An 18,068-nucleotide genomic window follows, 5' to 3' on the forward strand; every position below is an offset into this window, starting at 1 on the left:
AAGTTTGCGCCTTTTTATCCAATAACTTAGGGCCTATTTTATTCATGGAACTTGTTGAACCAACCATGTTGGTTGTATTAGCACTCGTCGCCTTTGTGGCGGGGTTTATTGATGCTGTCGCAGGCGGGGGCGGCATGCTAACCGTACCTGCATTGCTGTCTATTGGTCTACCACCACACATTGCATTGGGTACTAATAAGCTAGCTGCTACCTTTGCTTCATCGACCGCAGCTTTCACCTACTATCGCAAAAAACTATTCCAACCTCGCTGCTGGCTACGAGCCTTTGTGGCGACATTTATTGGCGCGGTTATTGGCACCTTTGCGGTTGATGCCATTAGTACTGATTGGCTACAAAAAGTGCTGCCACTGATTATCTTGGCGGCAGCGGTTTATACGATTTGGCATAAAACGCCAGATGCGAAGCAAAATGTCAGCCCGCAACCTTGCCCGACTTTACATAAGAAACAATATATTCAAGGCTTAACACTAGGGTTTTATGACGGCCTTGCCGGCCCCGGGACGGGGGCATTCTGGACCGTTAGTTCAATGGCTTTGTATCGACTGAATATATTACTTGCTTCTGGGTTGGCAAAGGCGATGAATTTCACCAGTAACCTTACCTCATTGGTGACTTTTGCTATATTGGGCCATATCGATTGGGTTTTAGGCCTAACCATGGGGGTTTGCTTAATGGCTGGAGCATTTGTTGGCGCACATTCCGCCATTCGCTTTGGGGCTAAATTTATTCGCCCTGTATTTGTTAGCGTGGTCAGTGTTCTCGCGCTTAAACTCGCCTATGATGCATGGTTTGTCGCCTTATGAATCATTTTTCAAAGCTTAAGACCTTAATCGACGAGCTTAAACAGCAGGCTGCGCAAGTTGACCGTTCTCGCGGTGAACATCACCACGTTTTATTCGATGAGCGACTGTTTCGTTGCAAAGCTCATTTATTAGTACCTTGTGTGCTGGAAACACAGTCGACTTATGATTCCATCATGCGCGAGCAAGAAACGAATCGTTTAACAAGCCAACGCGCCGAATACCTGACCGAACGTCTACTGGCCCAAATTTCAGCGATACAAAGAGAAATCTCTACCCTATCGATTAGAAAAAGTGAACCCAAGCATAGTAGCTACTACCGAAAACCAATTAATGGCTTATATCAAGAGCTTGCACAGCATCAAGAGTGGGAGCGACGTTTGATGGATATGGTCAGAGATAAAGAACTTAGTTTGCGACAAACCTCTGCCTTTAATCAGCAACAAGCACAACAGGCATTGATAACCGCCGAGCAACGCCTTAAACGCTGCCAAGAAGCAAAAGCAAAAATTGAAAAACAAATCACCTTCAGAGAGAAAAACCAATAACATGGACTCAGCTTTAGACACCGCACCCGCAGAGGTTAAGCTCGCCGTTGACCTCATTTATTTGCTTGAAAGCAATGAAATCGCGCCAGAGATAGCACTAGCTGCCATGCAAATCGTACAACAAGATTTATTGCGTAAGATTGAAGCAAATAAAAATTGAGGAGCGAGAACTCGCTCCTTTTAGCTTAATGTGCTTAACGCTAAACTTTGAATTGCCCAACCAATTGCTGCTGCTTAGCAGAAAGCGCACTGATCTGAGAGCCGACCGATTCTGACTCACCGGCTCTTTCGAGTATTTGCGCACTTAAATCACGAATATTCGATAAGTTTTGGTTAACCTCACCTGACACCGCTTGCTGCTCTTCAGCCGCTTTCACTATCTGGCTGTTCATGTCATTAATGGCAGAGATTGACTCAAAAACTGTACTTAACTCGGCAACCGCTTTCTGCACTTGATCAGCCGTACCATTTGCCAATTCATTACCTTGCTGGATAACCTCGACGACCCCTTTCGTGCCTTGCTGTACCTTTTCGATAACTTGGCGGATCTCTCCGACCGAATCTTGAGTACGTTGCGCTAAGTTACGTACTTCATCAGCAACCACTGCAAAACCTCGTCCCTGATCTCCAGCACGAGCCGCTTCAATTGCCGCGTTTAAAGCGAGCAAGTTGGTTTGCTCTGAAATACCTTCAATGACCGTTAAAATTTCGGTGATATTGGCATTGTTGCGTGCGAGTTCTTCTACGACCGGAACCGCATCGCTCATCCGTACCACAAGCTTATGCATTTCAGCTTCAGAGGCGCGAATCACCTCCTGACCAACCAATGCTGAATTATTGGCTTGAGAAGCCGCATTAACCGCAGCTTCAGCATTTTGCACCACAAGACTGGCCGTTTGCGTCATTTCTTCAGAGGCGGTAGCGACTAAATCCATCTCTTTAAACTGAGACTCGCTACTACTGCGTGTTTGTACAGCTGCGTTGCGTGCTTGATCTGCCGTTTGAGCCACTTGATTAGCCGTTTCGATCACTTGTTGAATGATCGACTGCAATTTATCTAAGAATTGATTAAACCCATTTGCCAGTTGGCCAATTTCATCTTGTGACGTCACCACAAGACGTTGAGTTAAATCCCCTTCTCCTGAACCAATATCTTGTAAACGTAATGCTACTTCTCTAATTGGTTTTACGATTTTAGCGGCACTTAACGCAATAACACCTAAACCAAGTAACACTAAAATAGTACCCACCAGCAGTTCAGTTTGGACGCCCCTCTCTACTTGCTGAGTAATGATTTGATCGAGTTGACTCGCATCTGCTAATACACTCGCTTTAGGCATTTCAAATATCACTCCCCACGTTTGGTTAGCAACATTAATTGGAGCAAAAACAGTTAGCCATTGACCATCGTCACTCCATTTCGCTTGTACCTTTTGGCTAGCGCGAAACTCTTGCATTTCCCGAGCCGTCAAAACAGCGCTAGATAATGGTTTACCTAATGTGAGCGATGAATCGTCGCTCGCGATCAACAAGCCTTCTGCGCTGGTAATGAATACTTTGCCGCTACCTTCGAAAAGGCTGCGATCAGAACCTAAAGCAATATCAACTAATGGAGTGAGTGTTAGGTCAATACCAAAAAACCCTATCGGCAAGCCGTCGATTAAAATAGGCACAGATATTGAAGAAGAGAGAAAGGAACTATCGTCATTTTGAATCATTCTTGGCGAGGAAATACAAGTTTCGGCATTAGATAATGGACAAGCAAATCGTTCGTTCTCTTTCGTATCTTTTAACGCTTGTTCACTTAATACATTGGCAACAACATTTTCACCATTAGCTGCCGTTAGCCAATAGGCTGCAAACCGACCAATTTCATTTGAACCTACATAGGCAGCATTTTCATAGTTTGCGTCTTCCCCGTCGAGCATATCGGGCTTAAATACAAGGTAAGCCCCTTGAATACTTGGGAAACCCACAACTGACTTGCGAACCATTTCATCAAGTGCCGTACGTAGCACTTCACTTTCACCAAAGTTCTCTTCAGTATTGGTTTTAAAAAACAGAGCATTCGCTGCCAGCATTTCTGCTCTAAACATCGCCTCATTTAGGTATTCCGACACTTCGGTTGCATTGAGTAATGCTCGTGTTTGCAACAGTTGTTGTGACTTAATGGTTACTGAGTCGGAACTTTGCTGCTTAATAATATGCTGGTTATTAACGGCGTTATAAACCGAGAAACCAATGAGTGATAGTGAAGTGATCAACAAGCAAAAGCCTGCCAAAAGTGTAATTTTCCACTGAACCGATAGTGTTCGCATACAACATCCCTATGTTTGCGTCAGCTTAATTTTTTAAAGAGTGAATGATTCAACTAAATTAGACCATATTCACCCAAGAGATCAATCGTAAGTTTATAAAAATGTTAACAGAAAACTCAGGAGCCACTTACCTGTTTACTATATGCACTGTTTACTAGGTTTTCATCTTGTCCTCACGTTTCTAAATGGTAACATCTTCTTTAACAGACCAACGAAAGGATCAGCAATGAAAGTCATTAGTTTTAACATCAATGGGTTGAGAGCACGCTTGCATCAGCTACAAGCTATCATCGATAAACATCAACCTGATGTTATTGGTCTCCAAGAGATCAAAGTTCATGATGAAGCCTTTCCAATTGAAGATGTCGAAGCGATGGGCTACCACGTTTATTTTCATGGTCAGAAGACGCACTATGGTGTTGCTATGCTATGCAAAAAGCAGCCAATTTCTGTTCAAAAAGGTTTTCCTACCGATAATGAAGACCATCAAAAACGAATGATCATCGCGACATTTGAAGATAATTCAGGTGAAAAAGTAACGATATTAAACGGCTATTTCCCACAAGGCGACAATATTGCCCATGAAACCAAATACCCATACAAGCGCCAGTTTTACCAAGACTTAATGAGTTATTTAACGGAATATCACTCTCCAAGTGAGCAAATCATTGTGATGGGCGATATTAATATCAGCCCTATTGATTTAGACATAGGTATTGGTGAACCAAACCGTAAGCGTTGGTTGAAAACTGGCAAATGTTCTTTTCAACCGGAAGAGCGCGAATGGTTAAAAGCACTTAAAGACTGGGGGTTGATTGATACCTTCCGTCAATTGCACCCAGAAACTAACGACCAATTCTCATGGTTTGATTACCGTTCTCGAGGTTTTGATGATAATAGAGGTCTGCGTATCGATGTGATTCTTGCCACCTCGAGCTTAGCAGCTAAATGCCAAGAGTCCGGCATTGATTACGAGCTAAGGGGCATTGAAAAACCGTCTGACCACGCCCCTATCTGGTCTACTTTTTCCTAAATCATCATCAGAAGAGCGCTCGAAGCGCTCTTTTTCATTCATTAAACCTTAATTAACTGAGCGGTCTTAAATATGCCAAAAAGCGTTTTTCTGCCTGCTTGAAACAAAACAAAATAATAAACGTGAGGCCCATATAAAACAGCCCCGCCGTAAGAAATGATTCAAAAGGCGCGTAGTAGCGCGAATTGACTAAACGTGCAGCACCGGTCAAATCCATGATGGTCACAATACCTGCGACCGCAGAACCATGTAGCATGAATACCACTTCATTACTGTAGGCGGGTAAAGCACGGCGCAGTGCACTAGGTAAAATGATTCGACGGTACGTTTTCCAGGTGCTCATGCCATATGCTTTTGCCGCTTCCACTTCACCTTTAGGTAAACCGTTAATCGCACCGCGGATAATTTCTGCAGTATAAGCTGATGTATTTAATATAAATGCTACCAGTGCACAGAACCATGCATTTTCCCACAGGGTATCCTTCACTGGGAAGAACTGATCCATGCCGTAATAGATGAGATAAAGCTGAACCAATAAAGGTGTTCCACGGAAAAAGTAGGTATAACCCCAAGCAGGCATACTAATAAAGTAATTATGGCTGTTTCTAGCCACGGCTAATGGTATGGCCACACTCAAACCAATAATCAATGACAATGCTACCAGCCAAACCGTTGTCCACAACCCACTAAAATAGATAGGCAGACTTTGAGTAATAAGGGAAAAGTCCATATTTACCTCGTGTGAATGCTGAACTTGCGTTCAACCAGTTTGAGTAGGCCGGTTGATACACTGGTAAAGAAAAGGAATATCACTGAGACGGCCATATAAAAAGTGAACGGCATTTTCGTCGAACCAGCGGCTAATGAACTGACCCGGACCATATCTTCCAATCCAATAATGGAAACAAGCGCCGTCGTTTTCAGCAGAACTAACCAGTTGTTACCAAACCCTGGCAAGGCGTGGCGGACCATTTGAGGTAGCAAAATGCGTCTAAATGCCAAAATAGAACTCATACCATACGCTTTAGCTGCTTCTAATTCGCCTTTATCAACCGCCATAATTGCACCGCGGAAGGTTTCAGCCATATAGGCACCGAAAATAAAACCGATTGTCAGTATCCCTGCGACGAACGGGCTGACATCAATGTAGTCTGGTAGGTAAGAAGTCCATTCATGGCTTGGATCGCTTGCCATAAACCAATTGTTTAACCACTCGTTAATTGAATAAAGGCTATTATTCAACAGAATTTGACCACCAAAGAAAATAAGCATCATCAATACGAGGTCGGGGATACCACGAATAATCGTCGTATACAGAGTCGCGATCGCCCTTGCCCAACGATATGGTGCAAGCTTTGCCAACGCTCCGAGCATGCCAAGTATCACTGCCAATATCAAAGATAGAACGGCCACTTCTATGGTTAATACCGCCCCTTTAAATATTGAGGCTTCATATCCTTGTAAATCCAACATAATTCGTTCCTAGTCCCTGAGGAATCTAGCTGCTGGGTACTTCTGGAACTAGGCGCCAGCAGCTAGGAATTGGTGAAGAAAAAGCTATCGCTTATTCACCATAAACATCATAGTTAAAGTATTTAGCTGCAATTGTGCTGTAAACGCCTTTGTCACGTAAAGATTGGATTGCCGCATCAAGTTTTTTGGTCAATTCTTTGTCTTGTTTACGAACCGCAATACCCATTCCATCACCAAACCACTTAGCGTCAGTGAGTGATGGGCCAACAAATTCATACGCCTCGCCACCCGCTTTATTGATCACGCCTTCTTCTAATGCAGAAGCATCACCCAATACAGCTGCAATACGGCCGTTAGCTAGGTCAAGGTAGGCTTCATCAAATGAACCATAACGAACAATTTCAACCGCATCGCCGTAGTTATCTGTTAGATATTTATCGTGTGTAGTTGCACGTTGCACACCAATTTTAACGCCTTTTAAACCTTCTTTAGAAAAGTCGAGGTTTGCACCTTTCTTCGCAATAAACTTGTTAGGGATTTGCGCGTATTTACCAGTAAAATCGACCTTTTTCTTACGCTCTTCAGTAATGGACATTGCCGCAATGATAGCGTCGTATTTACGAGCAAGTAGTGACGGAATAATCCCATCCCAATCTTGTGGCACAATCTTACATTCGACTTGCATCTCTTGACATAAAGCATTAGCCATATCTACATCAAACCCTTTCAAAGAGCCGTCTGCTTCAGTCCAACTAAATGGAGGATAAGCACCCTCGATACCAAAGCGAACCGTTTTCCATTCTTTCGCTTGAGCCATACCCGTCATTGCGCTAGCAGCAACAGCTGCAACTAATAACCACTTTTTCATTTCCATACTCCTGTGATTGAAATATTACTTTTTTGATAATGTTGTGTTGCTTTAATTAATTGTGGCGGTAAAAGTAACAGCCACAAAAGTGACCATACCAACTAATAGATTGAAGAAATAAATTGCTTGAGTCTTTCAGACTCAGGAGCCGTGAACAATTTTGCCGGGTTACCCTGTTCTTCAACTCGTCCTTGGTGTAGGAACATCACATGGTTGGAGACATCACGTGCGAAAGCCATTTCATGCGTAACAACCAACATAGTACGGCCTTCTTCTGCCAAGTCTCTCATAACCCCTAATACCTCACCGACCAGTTCAGGATCTAAGGCTGATGTTGGTTCGTCAAACAGCATAACTTCTGGCTCAACAGCAAGTGCTCTTGCAATTGCCGCACGTTGCTGCTGACCACCTGATAAGTGTCCTGGATAATAGTCTTTGCGCTCATACAAGCCTACTTTTTTGAGTAGTAACTCTGCATTTTCTAAAGCTTGAGCTTTAGGCACACCAAGGACATGAACAGGTGCTTCAATGACATTTTCTAAAACTGTCATATGAGACCAGAGGTTGAATCCTTGAAAAACCATCGCTAAGCGAGAACGAATTCGCTGTACTTGCTTTTCATTAGCTGGAGAAGATTCTCCTTGACGATTTTTCTTCATCTGAATGAGTTCACCATCCACCCAAATTTCTCCAGACGTTGGTGTCTCGAGTAAGTTGATGCATCGGAGAAAGGTACTCTTACCGGAACCTGAAGAACCAATTATCGAAATAACATCGCCTTTATGTGCTTCTAGTGATATGCCTTTAAGTACTTCGTTTTGCCCAAAAGTTTTGTGCAGTTCTTTAATATTCAGCGCGGGTACATCATTCATGCGCTTAACTCCCTGTATTTTCCACTGCTAGAGTATTCCAACTCTTGTTTTCGATACAAACTAGCATTCACACCAGAAACATGCAACAAATTATTAACCTACAAATAAGGGATATTTAGTTATATTATGTGACTATATATTCATATTTTAGCCAATACTTCTTTATATAACGCATATAAATGGCACAACAAAGAGTTAACGGGCAATGTATTTTATTAACAAGGTTGTAAAGAAAAGCATTCTCTCTATTTATAAATCATACATATAGACACATAAAATTTTGTGACAAAATGCCATGACTATTAATTTATACAACATCACAATCTGAAAAAATCTTTCATGGTTTTTTGTGCTAAGCGCCCGATTTTATTGGGTTGACGTAGTTTTCTTTCACAATTATTCGTAAAGTGATCAAGATCAATCACGCTGTAGATTAAGCACGTTAAACTCGCCAACAAAGATAAGGCCATAAAAATGACCAAATTTTCTTTTTTAGTTGATACTGTTCAAGCACGTACAAAATGTGCAGCATATTCAATTAAAGCGTTACCGCAACGTGCGGATTACTAGCGATTCATTACGAATTACTAACTTTTTAAAATATGAGGAATCTATGTCAGACGCAGTGAAAAATACTCACTCTGATTCGGATATCGAGAGCAAAAGCTATCGTGAGCTACACCGACCAGCATCTGAGTTTGCAAGCCGTTCAGATTATTTAGATCATGAACTGCAAATCATGAAACCACGCCGCTTTGGTCTAAACCTTCCTGGTCGTGATTTCCGTTTTGAACTCGAAGATCTTGTTCCTGCGCTTGCAGGTACCATCGGCATTATCGCGATGTACTCAGCAGTAATGATGTCTTGGGCTCAAGGCCTAACCGAGGCATGGGACCACGTAAACCTTGGCAAAGAGTTTGCTATTGAAGTCGCTCGTGTGGAAATGCTTATTCCAGCACTCCTTTTCTGTATCATTTCTTCTGGTTTCTTAAATCCACGCGCAAACCTTGCCGGTAACCACGGTCCAATGATCCCACTCATCGGTACGATTGCATTGGCGGGTGCTCACCCACTTGCTCTAGCGATTTTGATCGGTGTTTTCGGCTTGATTCTGAGCTTTCTGAAAGGGGGTTCAAAACTAGTCAACCTTACCTCGGAAGGTACAGCGGGTGGCTTGCTGATATTCCTTGGTTTAACTGGTACCATGAGCCAGATTAGCTCTATCCAAGATTGGGCTACAGGTCTGCAATCTGCGGATGTCGCAGCTGGCAGCATGGGTTACGTTGGTCTTATCGTTCTCGGTATAACCGTTGGTATTTACGCATACCTAGCAAAAGTTAACAAACGTTGGTTAGCAATTCCTGTTTGTGCGTTCACTGGTCTGGCTATCGCTTTAGTACTTGGCGCAGGCTTCGATATCAAATTTGAAACTCAAATGGGCCTACCAAATCTAAATCCTGTGTACTGGTGGGGTTCAACCTCTGAAGGTTGGATGCTAGGTTTGCCAAACCTTGAGCACTTCATTGCTTCTCTTCCTTTTGCGATTTTAGCCGTAGCAATGTGGTCACCAGATTTCTTAGGTCACCGTATTTTCCAAGAACTTAACTACCCGAAAAAGACTGAAAAAGTATTAATGGACGTTGATGACACAATGACTATGTGTTCTGTACGTCAAATGGTTGGTACTGCGGTTGGTGGTGGTAACATCACTTCTTCTTGGGGTACTTACATGATCCCCGCAGCGATTGCTAAACGCCCTATCCCAGCGGGAGCAATTTTGCTCGGTTCATTATGTATCATTGTTGCTGTACTTGGTTTCCCTATGGATGTTGCTGTATGGCCACCAGTAATGCGTGTTGCACTTTTAGTTGGTGTATCTCTGCCGCTTTTAGAAGCCGGTATGCAAATGGTTCGTGACACAAAAGATTCACAAGCGGCTGGTATCTGTATCTTTGCTTCTATTGTTACAAACCCTGTGCTGGCTTGGGCATTAACAATGTTCTTAGATAACAACGGCCTTATCGGTGATAAAGAGCGTGCGTCTCGACTATCGTTTGCCGATAAAATTATCATCCCTGTCGGGGTGTTTATCATCTGCTTGGTTGCTATGCTTGCTGTCGGTATGTTAGAAAGTCAATATGGTCTGAAAGCTTGGCTATAATGAACTAATATAGATTTGGGTAGTGTCAAAAGCACTACCCAAACTTTATTTTAATTTTTTAACTTTTATTGATTTAGTTTAAGTTTTGCAAAAAAATTTTAGTTTACTATTGTAAACAAGTTAGGGAATCACAATATCTATATTCAGATGATTGAATAGTATGTATATAGATATTGTTATTAATAAGTGTACTGCTCCCTTCGGGGATAACTGGCTCAACAGTGAAGACAGTACGTGTTTTTTCTACTAAAAAGGTAGGTATGTCATGGCAGAGCAATTTGCTAAAGCTTGGGAAGGTTTTGCTGCAGGTGAGTGGCAAAATGAAGTTAACGTTCGTGATTTCATTCAAAAGAACTATACGCCGTATGAAGGCGATGAATCTTTCCTAGTTTCTGAAGGTACTGAAGCAACTAACAAGCTTTGGGCTAAAGTAATGGAAGGTATTAAAATTGAGAACTCAACTCACGCTCCTGTTGATTTCGACACTTCTGTTATCTCTACCATCACTGCTCACGATGCAGGCTACATCGAAAAAGATCTTGAAACTATCGTAGGTCTACAAACTGAAAAACCACTTAAGCGCGCTATCATCCCTAATGGTGGTATCCGCATGGTTGAAGGTTCTTGTAAAGCATACGATCGCGAACTTGATCCAATGGTTTCAAAAATCTATACAGAATACCGCAAAACACACAATGCTGGTGTTTTCGATATCTACACTCCTGATATCCTAGCATGTCGTAAGTCTGGTGTTCTAACTGGTCTTCCTGATGCATACGGTCGTGGTCGTATCATCGGTGACTACCGTCGCGTTGCGCTATACGGTATCGACCGTCTAATGAAAGATAAACTAGCTCAATTTACTTCTCTTCAAGAGAAATTTGAGAATGGTGAAGATCTTCAAATGACAATGCAACTTCGTGAAGAAATTGCAGAGCAACACCGTGCTCTTGGCCAAATCAAAAAAATGGCTGCTAAATATGGTTTTGATATTTCTGAGCCAGCACAAACTGCACAAGAAGCTATTCAATGGACTTACTTCGGCTACCTAGCAGCAGTTAAGTCTCAAAACGGTGCAGCAATGTCTCTAGGTCGTACTTCGACTTTCCTAGATATCTACATCGAGCGCGATATTGCTGCAGGCAAAATTACTGAAGCACAAGCTCAAGAAATGATCGACCACTTCGTAATGAAGCTACGTATGGTTCGTTTCCTACGTACTCCTGAATACGATGAGTTATTCTCTGGTGACCCAATCTGGGCAACAGAATCTATGGGTGGTATGGGTCTTGACGGTCGTACGCTTGTTACGCGTTCTAACTTCCGTTTCCTAAACAGCCTATATACTATGGGTCCTTCTCCAGAGCCAAACATCACTGTTCTTTGGTCTGAGCAACTACCTGACGGCTTCAAACGTTTCTGTGCAAAAGTATCTATCGATACTTCTTCTATCCAGTACGAAAACGACGATCTAATGCGCCCAGACATGAACTCTGATGACTACGCAATTGCTTGTTGTGTATCGCCAATGGTTGTTGGTAAGCAAATGCAGTTCTTCGGTGCTCGTGCTAACCTTGCTAAAACTATGCTTTACACCATCAATGGCGGTATTGATGAGAAGCTTAAAATCCAAGTTGGTCCTAAGATGGACAAGATTGCTGGCGAATATCTTGACTACAACGAATTGTGGGACAAGATGGACCACTTCATGGACTGGTTGGCAAAACAATACGTGACTGCACTAAACAGCATTCACTTTATGCACGACAAATACAGCTACGAAGCTTCACTAATGGCTCTACATGACCGCGATGTTATTCGTACTATGGCATGTGGTATTGCAGGTCTATCTGTTGCAGCTGACTCACTTTCAGCAATTAAATACGCGAAAGTTAAACCAATTCGTGATGAAGACGGTCTAGCCATCGATTTTGAAATCGAAGGCGATTACCCTAAATTTGGTAACAACGATCCTCGCGTTGATGACATCGCTTGTGAACTTGTTAGCGTATTTATGGGCAAAATCCGTAAGCTTAAAACATACCGTAATGCGATCCCAACTCAGTCTATCCTTACTATCACTTCAAACGTGGTATACGGTAAGAAAACAGGTAATACTCCTGATGGTCGTCGCGCTGGTACTCCATTTGCACCGGGTGCAAACCCAATGCACGGTCGTGATGAAAAAGGTGCTGTAGCATCATTGACTTCAGTAGCGAAACTACCGTTTGCTGATGCTCAAGATGGTATCTCTTACACCTTCTCTATCGTTCCAAATGCGCTAGGCAAAGAAGAAAGCAGCCAACGTGCTAACCTTGCAGGTCTAATGGATGGTTACTTCCACCATGAAGCTGGCATTGAAGGTGGTCAACACCTAAATGTGAACGTTCTTAACCGCGAAACTCTAGAAGACGCTGTTAAGCACCCAGAGAAGTACCCTCAATTGACTATCCGTGTATCAGGTTACGCTGTTCGCTTTAACTCGCTAACTGCTGAGCAACAAGCCGACGTAATCGCACGTACTTTCACTGAATCTCTATAATTCAGCTGATTAAATAGCTAGATAGTTTAAACCCCACTCATTGAGTGGGGTTTTTATTTATAACGACCAACCAACGGCACAATTCAACCTATTTTATATAAATGTAACCTTCTGCACATTTATGCCTCTTCTATCCTAGGTTTATCCACTTAATTCGTTCTTTTTCCTGTAGTATTTAACTTAATCTCCATTCGACAGTATTTGTATGAAGTTATTTTACATATTACCTTTAGCTTTGCTGAGTGCTTCAGCTTTCGCGTCGCAAAACTCTACACTCTCTCTAAACATAGATAACGACGGTGTATTTGGCGTCGATCGCGACTACACCAATGGCTTATTTTTAACCTATACCTCTGGATCCATTACACCTTATTGGTGGGCAAAGCCGCTCAGCCTGTCTGCATGGGGCGCCTCTTCTCTGGATAAGTGGGAAATCAGCATCGCTAACAAAATGTGGACACCTTCAGATATCACTCTCGAAAAACCAGAACCGAATGAACGCCCATATGCTGGTTTTCTTTATGCTGAATTCAATTACATCAGTCTGCATCCTCAACAAGCATCTCGGTTTAATCTCACCCTCGGTACAACAGGCGAGTCTTCTCTTTCCGAAAAGGCTCAGAAAATAGTTCATAGGATCACTAAATCCGATGATCCTAATGGCTGGGCATATCAAGTCGAAGATCAAGTCGCTGGCAGTGTTGGATACCTTTCGCATTTCAAACTGGCGCGCTATCGCAGCTACTTCGGCACGGAACTGGAGTTTTCAAATGTTTCAGAAGCCAATATTGGTAATTTTCGCAGTGATGTATCCACCGGTTTTATGATGCGTTGGGGTGCTGACCTTGCTAACAATTTTGGTAGCGCACAAATTGATGCAGAAAACCCTTTTTATTCAGGGATGATAGGCGCTTCAAATTCTGGATGGTTTTTGTTTGCAGGACTCGAAGGCCGATACCGTTTTAATGATGTGACTATTGAAGGGGATAGACCTCTAAATGGCCTAGAATATGACCCACAGTACTACCAAGTCAATGTAGAGCATGTCCAGGCAACAGCAGTCGCGGGCGCTGCATGGTACATAAAACACTTTGGTGCCAGTTTGTCTTTTACTGCAAATACCTCTGAATACGAAGAAGACAAAAATTCCATCCACGGTGTGGGCAGCCTTTCATTTTTTGCCTTCTTCTGATCGGTTAGATTGTAAACCTCTGGCAGTCTGCATTTAAGCTGCTAGAGCGTTTATCAACAATTTGACTCGTTGCTCTGAGCTGCTCATTATTTTCCTCAAGTGATTTCATCGCGCTAGATATTTGAGTCATACTATCGGCCATGGAATGACTCGTCGTGGCCAGTTCGCGAATAGAAGCAAAGATTACTTCTGTTTGGTGAGCCGCTTCATCCGCTTTTTCGGTGATTTGTGAAATAGCCTGTATCGCTGCATTGCCTTTTTCTTGACCACTCAACATAGATTGCTCTGATTGGCTAATATAGTTAATCACTTCTGAACTTTCTTTTTTCATTGTTTCAATCGTATCTGAAATTTCAGCAACCGCGTCAACCGTTCTTACCGCTAAACTTCTCACTTCATCGGCCACTACGGCAAAACCACGGCCTTGTTCACCTGCTCTTGCTGCTTCGATAGCAGCGTTAAGTGCCAACAAATTGGTTTGCTCAGCAATTCCATTAATGATGTCCATCACCGAATCAACTTTAGCAGAAGCTTGTTCTAATTGATGAATATGCCCTGCGGCTGCACTCAAAATTTGCCCTACATCTTTTAACGAATTAATAGCGGCAGAAATAACCTGCCCCCCTTCTTCTGCCGTTTGCATCGACGATTTACTAATATCAGCAACAAACTCTAATGAGTTCGAGACTTCCTGGGTAGTCACACTCACTTCTTCTGTGGCAGACGCCAATAGCTGAGTTTGCTCTATTACATCTGATTGATTATTGGCTAAGTTATCTAAGCCCATGTTGAGCTCAGCAGCGTTATCCGATAGCGCATCACTGCTTTGCTGAACACCGCTAACTAATTGCCCAAGATTCTCGCAACTTTGATTAATGGCTATCGCCAGTTGATTAAATTCATCCTTAGCGTTTGTTGTAACCAGCATCCGTTGCGACAAATCACCTTGAGAAATGCTTTTCAATACTTGAATGGTTTGAGTTAATAAACGAGTCAATGAAAGATTCAACGTGACAAAAATAGAGATAGTCAAAACAGCCAAAACTGCGCAAGCTCCCAGCACCGACCACTGGGTTTGGGCTGCCGATTTACGAGCCGATTGCTGATATTGAAGACTTAATGAGGCTAATTTAGTTGATATATCTTGGATGACCTTTTTCGCTTGGTTTTCGCTCAAGATAAGATTACCTTCCATCACCCCAACCTGTTGAGAAAGCTGACTAACACGTAAAAAAGTATCTTTGAACTGGTCTAATTCTTGTTCGTAAAGATCAAGCATGGCATATGAGTTCGAGACATTTTTGAACCCAGCCATGGAGCGATTGAATAACTTTAAATTCTGCTCATTAGGCTGTAATAAGTAGTTTTGTTGTGCTTTGACCATCACCTGAAAATCAGAGTTAATAGTCACCATGCCGGTTTCTTCGATTTTTTTCTCAATAGTCGCTGCTAAACGCTTCAACTCGCCGAGCTTACCCTCGTCGACATTAAATCCTAGCTCAGACTTCAACTCTAACCAAGGACGTAAAGCGGCATCAAATTGAGTTACCGCTCCCTTTAACAAGGTGCCTTCTTGGCGTAATTTTGATAACTCTAGAAAACGGGCATTACTCTCCACATCTTTCATTAGTTGATTCAGTTTTTCGAGCGCAGATGAGACTTGATTACCATTCAAATCGTTAAGCTCAGAAGCAAGAGATAGCAAACTAGCTTGAGTGCTGTAGATTTTTAGAGAACCCGATGCTATCTCACTACTACGTTGATTCTGCTCATTCATAGCAGACAAGCTTTGCGAAGTATAAAATCCGAGCGAAAGAAATCCGATGCATAATATAACGATAAATAACGTTATTTTTTGTTTTTGAGAAAAATTAAGCGTACCCATAAAGCAATCCTTACTAACAGCGCGGCGTTAAATTCAACCATAAGGTCTATTAAAGTTATTGTTATAAATAACATTATTCATAACAATTCTATAACAGAATGCAGAGTTAGGAGCGATGTTTTTCAACTATAGAACTATTTTCAAGTCCACATTTCTCGCTAGCTCTATTTAATCCCCACTATTTGTAATAAAATAACGGTTAAATTACCTATTCGAGATGAGCTCATGTCAACAACTGGTCGTATTCATTCCTTCGAATCTTGTGGCACTGTCGATGGCCCCGGAATCCGCTTCATTGTTTTTATGCAGGGTTGCTTAATGCGCTGTATGTATTGCCATAACCGTGATACATGGGATACGCATGGCGGCAAAGAAGTCTCCGTCGAAGAGATCATCAACGAAGCAAAATCTTATCGTCACTTTATGAATGCCTCTGGTGGCGGTATCACCTGTTCAGGTGGTGAAGCCATGCTTCAGCCGGAATTCGTCAGAGATTTATTTAGAGCTGCGCAAGCGGAAGGCATTCATACATGCCTTGATACCAATGGCTATATTCGCAAACATACCGATGTTATTGACGAAGTACTTGATGCTACCGACCTAGTGATGTTGGACATCAAACACATGAAAGATGAGATACACCACGACTTCATTGGCGTATCCAATAAACGCACCCTCGATTTTGCTCGCTACTTGCACACTATTGGCAAAAAAACCTGGCTTCGCTACGTCATTGTTCCAGGCTACACCGATGATGATGAAGCCGCTCATATGTTGGGTGATTTCATTAAAGATATGGATAATATTGAAAAAATCGAGTTGCTACCATATCACAAACTTGGTGCTCATAAGTGGGAAGCCATGGGTATGGAATACCCACTTGAGGGAGTTAATCCTCCCTCGAAAGAAACCATGGATAAAATCGTATCGATCCTTGAGCAGTATCACTCAAACGTAAAATATTGATTTAAAATCACCGTTATTTCGTAAAAAATACCAGCTTAGTGCTGGTATTTTTATAGGAAGGTTATTTTGCAGCTAGAAGAATTAGCAACGCTCTTTATCGTACTGACTGCAAGTTTAACAGCCATCTATGATGTACAGCATGTATTTGGGCCGAAATTTCGTTCAGACAAATCTTTTCAGCACCTTACTTATTTTGTGATTTTTGCTCTATTTCTTTTGTGGTCTGCACAAGCCGGTATCAAAGACGGGCTGCATATTCACTTTCTAGGCCTAACAACATTAACCATGATGTTTGGTTGGCGATGCGCCTTTGCCATGACAATTCCGGTGACATTTGCTCTCGCAGTTGTTGGAAAATTAGCTTTCTTAGATATTCCCGAATACCTGCTGCTATCATCCCTAATACCAATTTTGCTCAGTTACAGCATATTTGCCTTGAGCTATCACTACTTTCCACGCAACATTTTTGTCTTCATTTTTATCGCAGGTTTTTTTAATGGAGCCATGACAGGAAGCCTACACCTTGCCATAAATACCGCTTATCAATTGATGTTGGGCCACTATGATTGGCAAGTCATCAAGGACAATTATCTCATCTTTGTTCCACTACTAGCCTTTCCAGAAGGGCTGTTAAATGGCATGTCACTGGCCATCCTATCCGTATTTAAACCAGAGTGGTTAAGAGTATTTTCAGACCGCGCTTATATCTATAATCACTTACATAAAAGTGAGTAAAAAATGGTTATCTTTTACACTAACCATATTGAATCCGTGTTGAGATCATGTTTCATTATCGATAATTCCTGTTAACCTTAGTCCATCAAAATAAAACATTAAATTTAGTGAGGCCAACTCCATGGAAATGACCAATGCTCAACGCTTGATTCTTTCAAACCAATATTTTTTGATGTCGCAGATGGATCCCAACAACGCGAATAAATACAAACGTCTGCAAACCATTGTTGAACGCGGCTACGAATTACAAATGAGAGAGCTAAACAAAGAATTTGGTTGTCTGACCGAAGCTGAATGTCGCGAAGTTATTGATATCTTGGAGATGTATCATGCCATGCAAGAGTCACACAAGATGCTTGCAGATTGCGATGGAAAAGAGGTCGATCAACGTCGCCTTCAGTTCTTAGGTTTCGATATCGCAAGAGAAGCTCAACTAGTTCATTACGTACGCTTCCTAGTTGATTCTGAAGGTTTGTATAAGCAGTTCGATAAAGCTGACCACCATTTCAATAGCCAGATGCCAATGCTCGATAAATATCGTCGTATGTTAACAACTTGGCGTAACTGCCCACGTCAATATCATCTATCAGCCGCTGAGTTTAAGCAGATCTTCAACGCTTAACGCTCACCAAAGTTTTATTTTAAAGGCGCATA

The 18,068-nt window shown here is 42.2% G+C and carries 16 protein-coding genes; 10 read left to right on the forward strand and 6 right to left on the reverse strand.

Annotation, left to right across the window (positions count from 1 at the left end):
• Positions 1-44 precede the first annotated feature (44 nt).
• The 3 genes from MCT08_RS10165 to rsmS are packed head-to-tail and all read left to right on the forward strand — an operon-like array spanning position 45 to position 1,529.
• A complete protein-coding gene (locus MCT08_RS10165) occupies positions 45-824 on the forward strand; it encodes a sulfite exporter TauE/SafE family protein (RefSeq protein ID WP_168522537.1) in 780 nt (259 codons plus the stop codon).
• Entirely contained in the window at positions 821-1,369 is a 549-nt protein-coding gene (locus MCT08_RS10170; RefSeq protein WP_274671503.1) for a primosomal replication protein, read from the forward strand. Before MCT08_RS10165 ends, MCT08_RS10170 begins: the two co-directional genes overlap by 4 nt.
• Position 1,370: 1 nt before the next feature.
• Entirely contained in the window at positions 1,371-1,529 is a 159-nt protein-coding gene (gene rsmS / locus MCT08_RS10175; RefSeq protein ID WP_053310070.1) for a pleiotropic regulatory protein RsmS, read from the forward strand.
• 40 nt (positions 1,530-1,569) lie between these two features.
• On the opposite strand, the gene MCT08_RS10180 is transcribed toward rsmS, so the two are convergent.
• The gene (locus tag MCT08_RS10180) at positions 1,570-3,687 is read right to left on the reverse strand and encodes a methyl-accepting chemotaxis protein (protein WP_274678360.1); all 2,118 of its coding nucleotides are present in this window, start codon (positions 3,685-3,687) and stop codon (positions 1,570-1,572) included.
• A 226-nt stretch (positions 3,688-3,913) separates the two neighbouring features.
• Between MCT08_RS10180 and xthA the strand changes: the two genes are divergently transcribed.
• Positions 3,914-4,720, forward strand: a complete 807-nt coding sequence (xthA, locus tag MCT08_RS10185; RefSeq protein ID WP_274678361.1) for an exodeoxyribonuclease III — start codon at positions 3,914-3,916, stop codon at positions 4,718-4,720.
• A gap of 52 nt (positions 4,721-4,772) precedes the next feature.
• Here xthA and MCT08_RS10190 read toward each other — a convergent pair whose 3' ends face one another.
• The 4 genes from MCT08_RS10190 to MCT08_RS10205 all read right to left on the reverse strand — a co-directional run bounded on the left by MCT08_RS10190 (position 4,773) and on the right by MCT08_RS10205 (position 7,933).
• Positions 4,773-5,450: an ABC transporter permease gene (locus tag MCT08_RS10190; RefSeq protein ID WP_168522640.1), complete on the reverse strand. Its 678-nt coding sequence runs from the start codon at positions 5,448-5,450 to the stop codon at positions 4,773-4,775.
• A 2-nt stretch (positions 5,451-5,452) separates the two neighbouring features.
• The gene (locus tag MCT08_RS10195) at positions 5,453-6,193 is read right to left on the reverse strand and encodes an ABC transporter permease (protein ID WP_053310074.1); all 741 of its coding nucleotides are present in this window, start codon (positions 6,191-6,193) and stop codon (positions 5,453-5,455) included.
• Positions 6,194-6,284: 91 nt separating this feature from the next.
• Entirely contained in the window at positions 6,285-7,061 is a 777-nt protein-coding gene (locus tag MCT08_RS10200; protein ID WP_168522643.1) for an ABC transporter substrate-binding protein, read from the reverse strand.
• 101 nt (positions 7,062-7,162) lie between these two features.
• The gene (locus MCT08_RS10205) at positions 7,163-7,933 is read right to left on the reverse strand and encodes an ABC transporter ATP-binding protein (protein WP_053310076.1); all 771 of its coding nucleotides are present in this window, start codon (positions 7,931-7,933) and stop codon (positions 7,163-7,165) included.
• A 613-nt stretch (positions 7,934-8,546) separates the two neighbouring features.
• On the opposite strand from MCT08_RS10205, the gene MCT08_RS10210 reads away from it, so the two are divergent.
• From MCT08_RS10210 to MCT08_RS10220, 3 genes are all read left to right on the forward strand, one after another.
• The gene (locus tag MCT08_RS10210; RefSeq protein WP_053310077.1) at positions 8,547-10,094 is read left to right on the forward strand and encodes a DUF3360 family protein; all 1,548 of its coding nucleotides are present in this window, start codon (positions 8,547-8,549) and stop codon (positions 10,092-10,094) included.
• Positions 10,095-10,359: 265 nt separating this feature from the next.
• A complete protein-coding gene (gene pflB / locus MCT08_RS10215; RefSeq protein WP_053310078.1) occupies positions 10,360-12,636 on the forward strand; it encodes a formate C-acetyltransferase in 2,277 nt (758 codons plus the stop codon).
• A 205-nt stretch (positions 12,637-12,841) separates the two neighbouring features.
• Positions 12,842-13,828 (forward strand): lipid A deacylase LpxR family protein, encoded by a 987-nt coding sequence (locus MCT08_RS10220; RefSeq protein ID WP_274678362.1) that lies wholly within the window; start codon positions 12,842-12,844, stop codon positions 13,826-13,828.
• 4 nt (positions 13,829-13,832) lie between these two features.
• Here MCT08_RS10220 and MCT08_RS10225 read toward each other — a convergent pair whose 3' ends face one another.
• On the reverse strand, positions 13,833-15,713 hold the full coding sequence (locus MCT08_RS10225; RefSeq protein ID WP_274678363.1) for a methyl-accepting chemotaxis protein: 1,881 nt from the start codon (positions 15,711-15,713) through the stop codon (positions 13,833-13,835).
• Between the two features lie 225 nt (positions 15,714-15,938).
• On the opposite strand from MCT08_RS10225, the gene pflA reads away from it, so the two are divergent.
• From pflA to MCT08_RS10240, 3 genes are all read left to right on the forward strand, one after another.
• A complete protein-coding gene (pflA, locus tag MCT08_RS10230) occupies positions 15,939-16,679 on the forward strand; it encodes a pyruvate formate lyase 1-activating protein (protein WP_053310081.1) in 741 nt (246 codons plus the stop codon).
• Between the two features lie 96 nt (positions 16,680-16,775).
• Complete coding sequence (locus tag MCT08_RS10235) at positions 16,776-17,414, forward strand: energy-coupling factor ABC transporter permease (protein WP_241772857.1); 639 nt, start codon at positions 16,776-16,778, stop codon at positions 17,412-17,414.
• A 121-nt stretch (positions 17,415-17,535) separates the two neighbouring features.
• Complete coding sequence (locus MCT08_RS10240) at positions 17,536-18,036, forward strand: YfbU family protein (RefSeq protein WP_053310083.1); 501 nt, start codon at positions 17,536-17,538, stop codon at positions 18,034-18,036.
• Positions 18,037-18,068: the final 32 nt, after the last annotated feature.

Origin of the sequence: Vibrio aestuarianus (genome assembly GCF_028858425.1) — a bacterium.
Taxonomy (GTDB): domain Bacteria; phylum Pseudomonadota; class Gammaproteobacteria; order Enterobacterales; family Vibrionaceae; genus Vibrio; species Vibrio aestuarianus.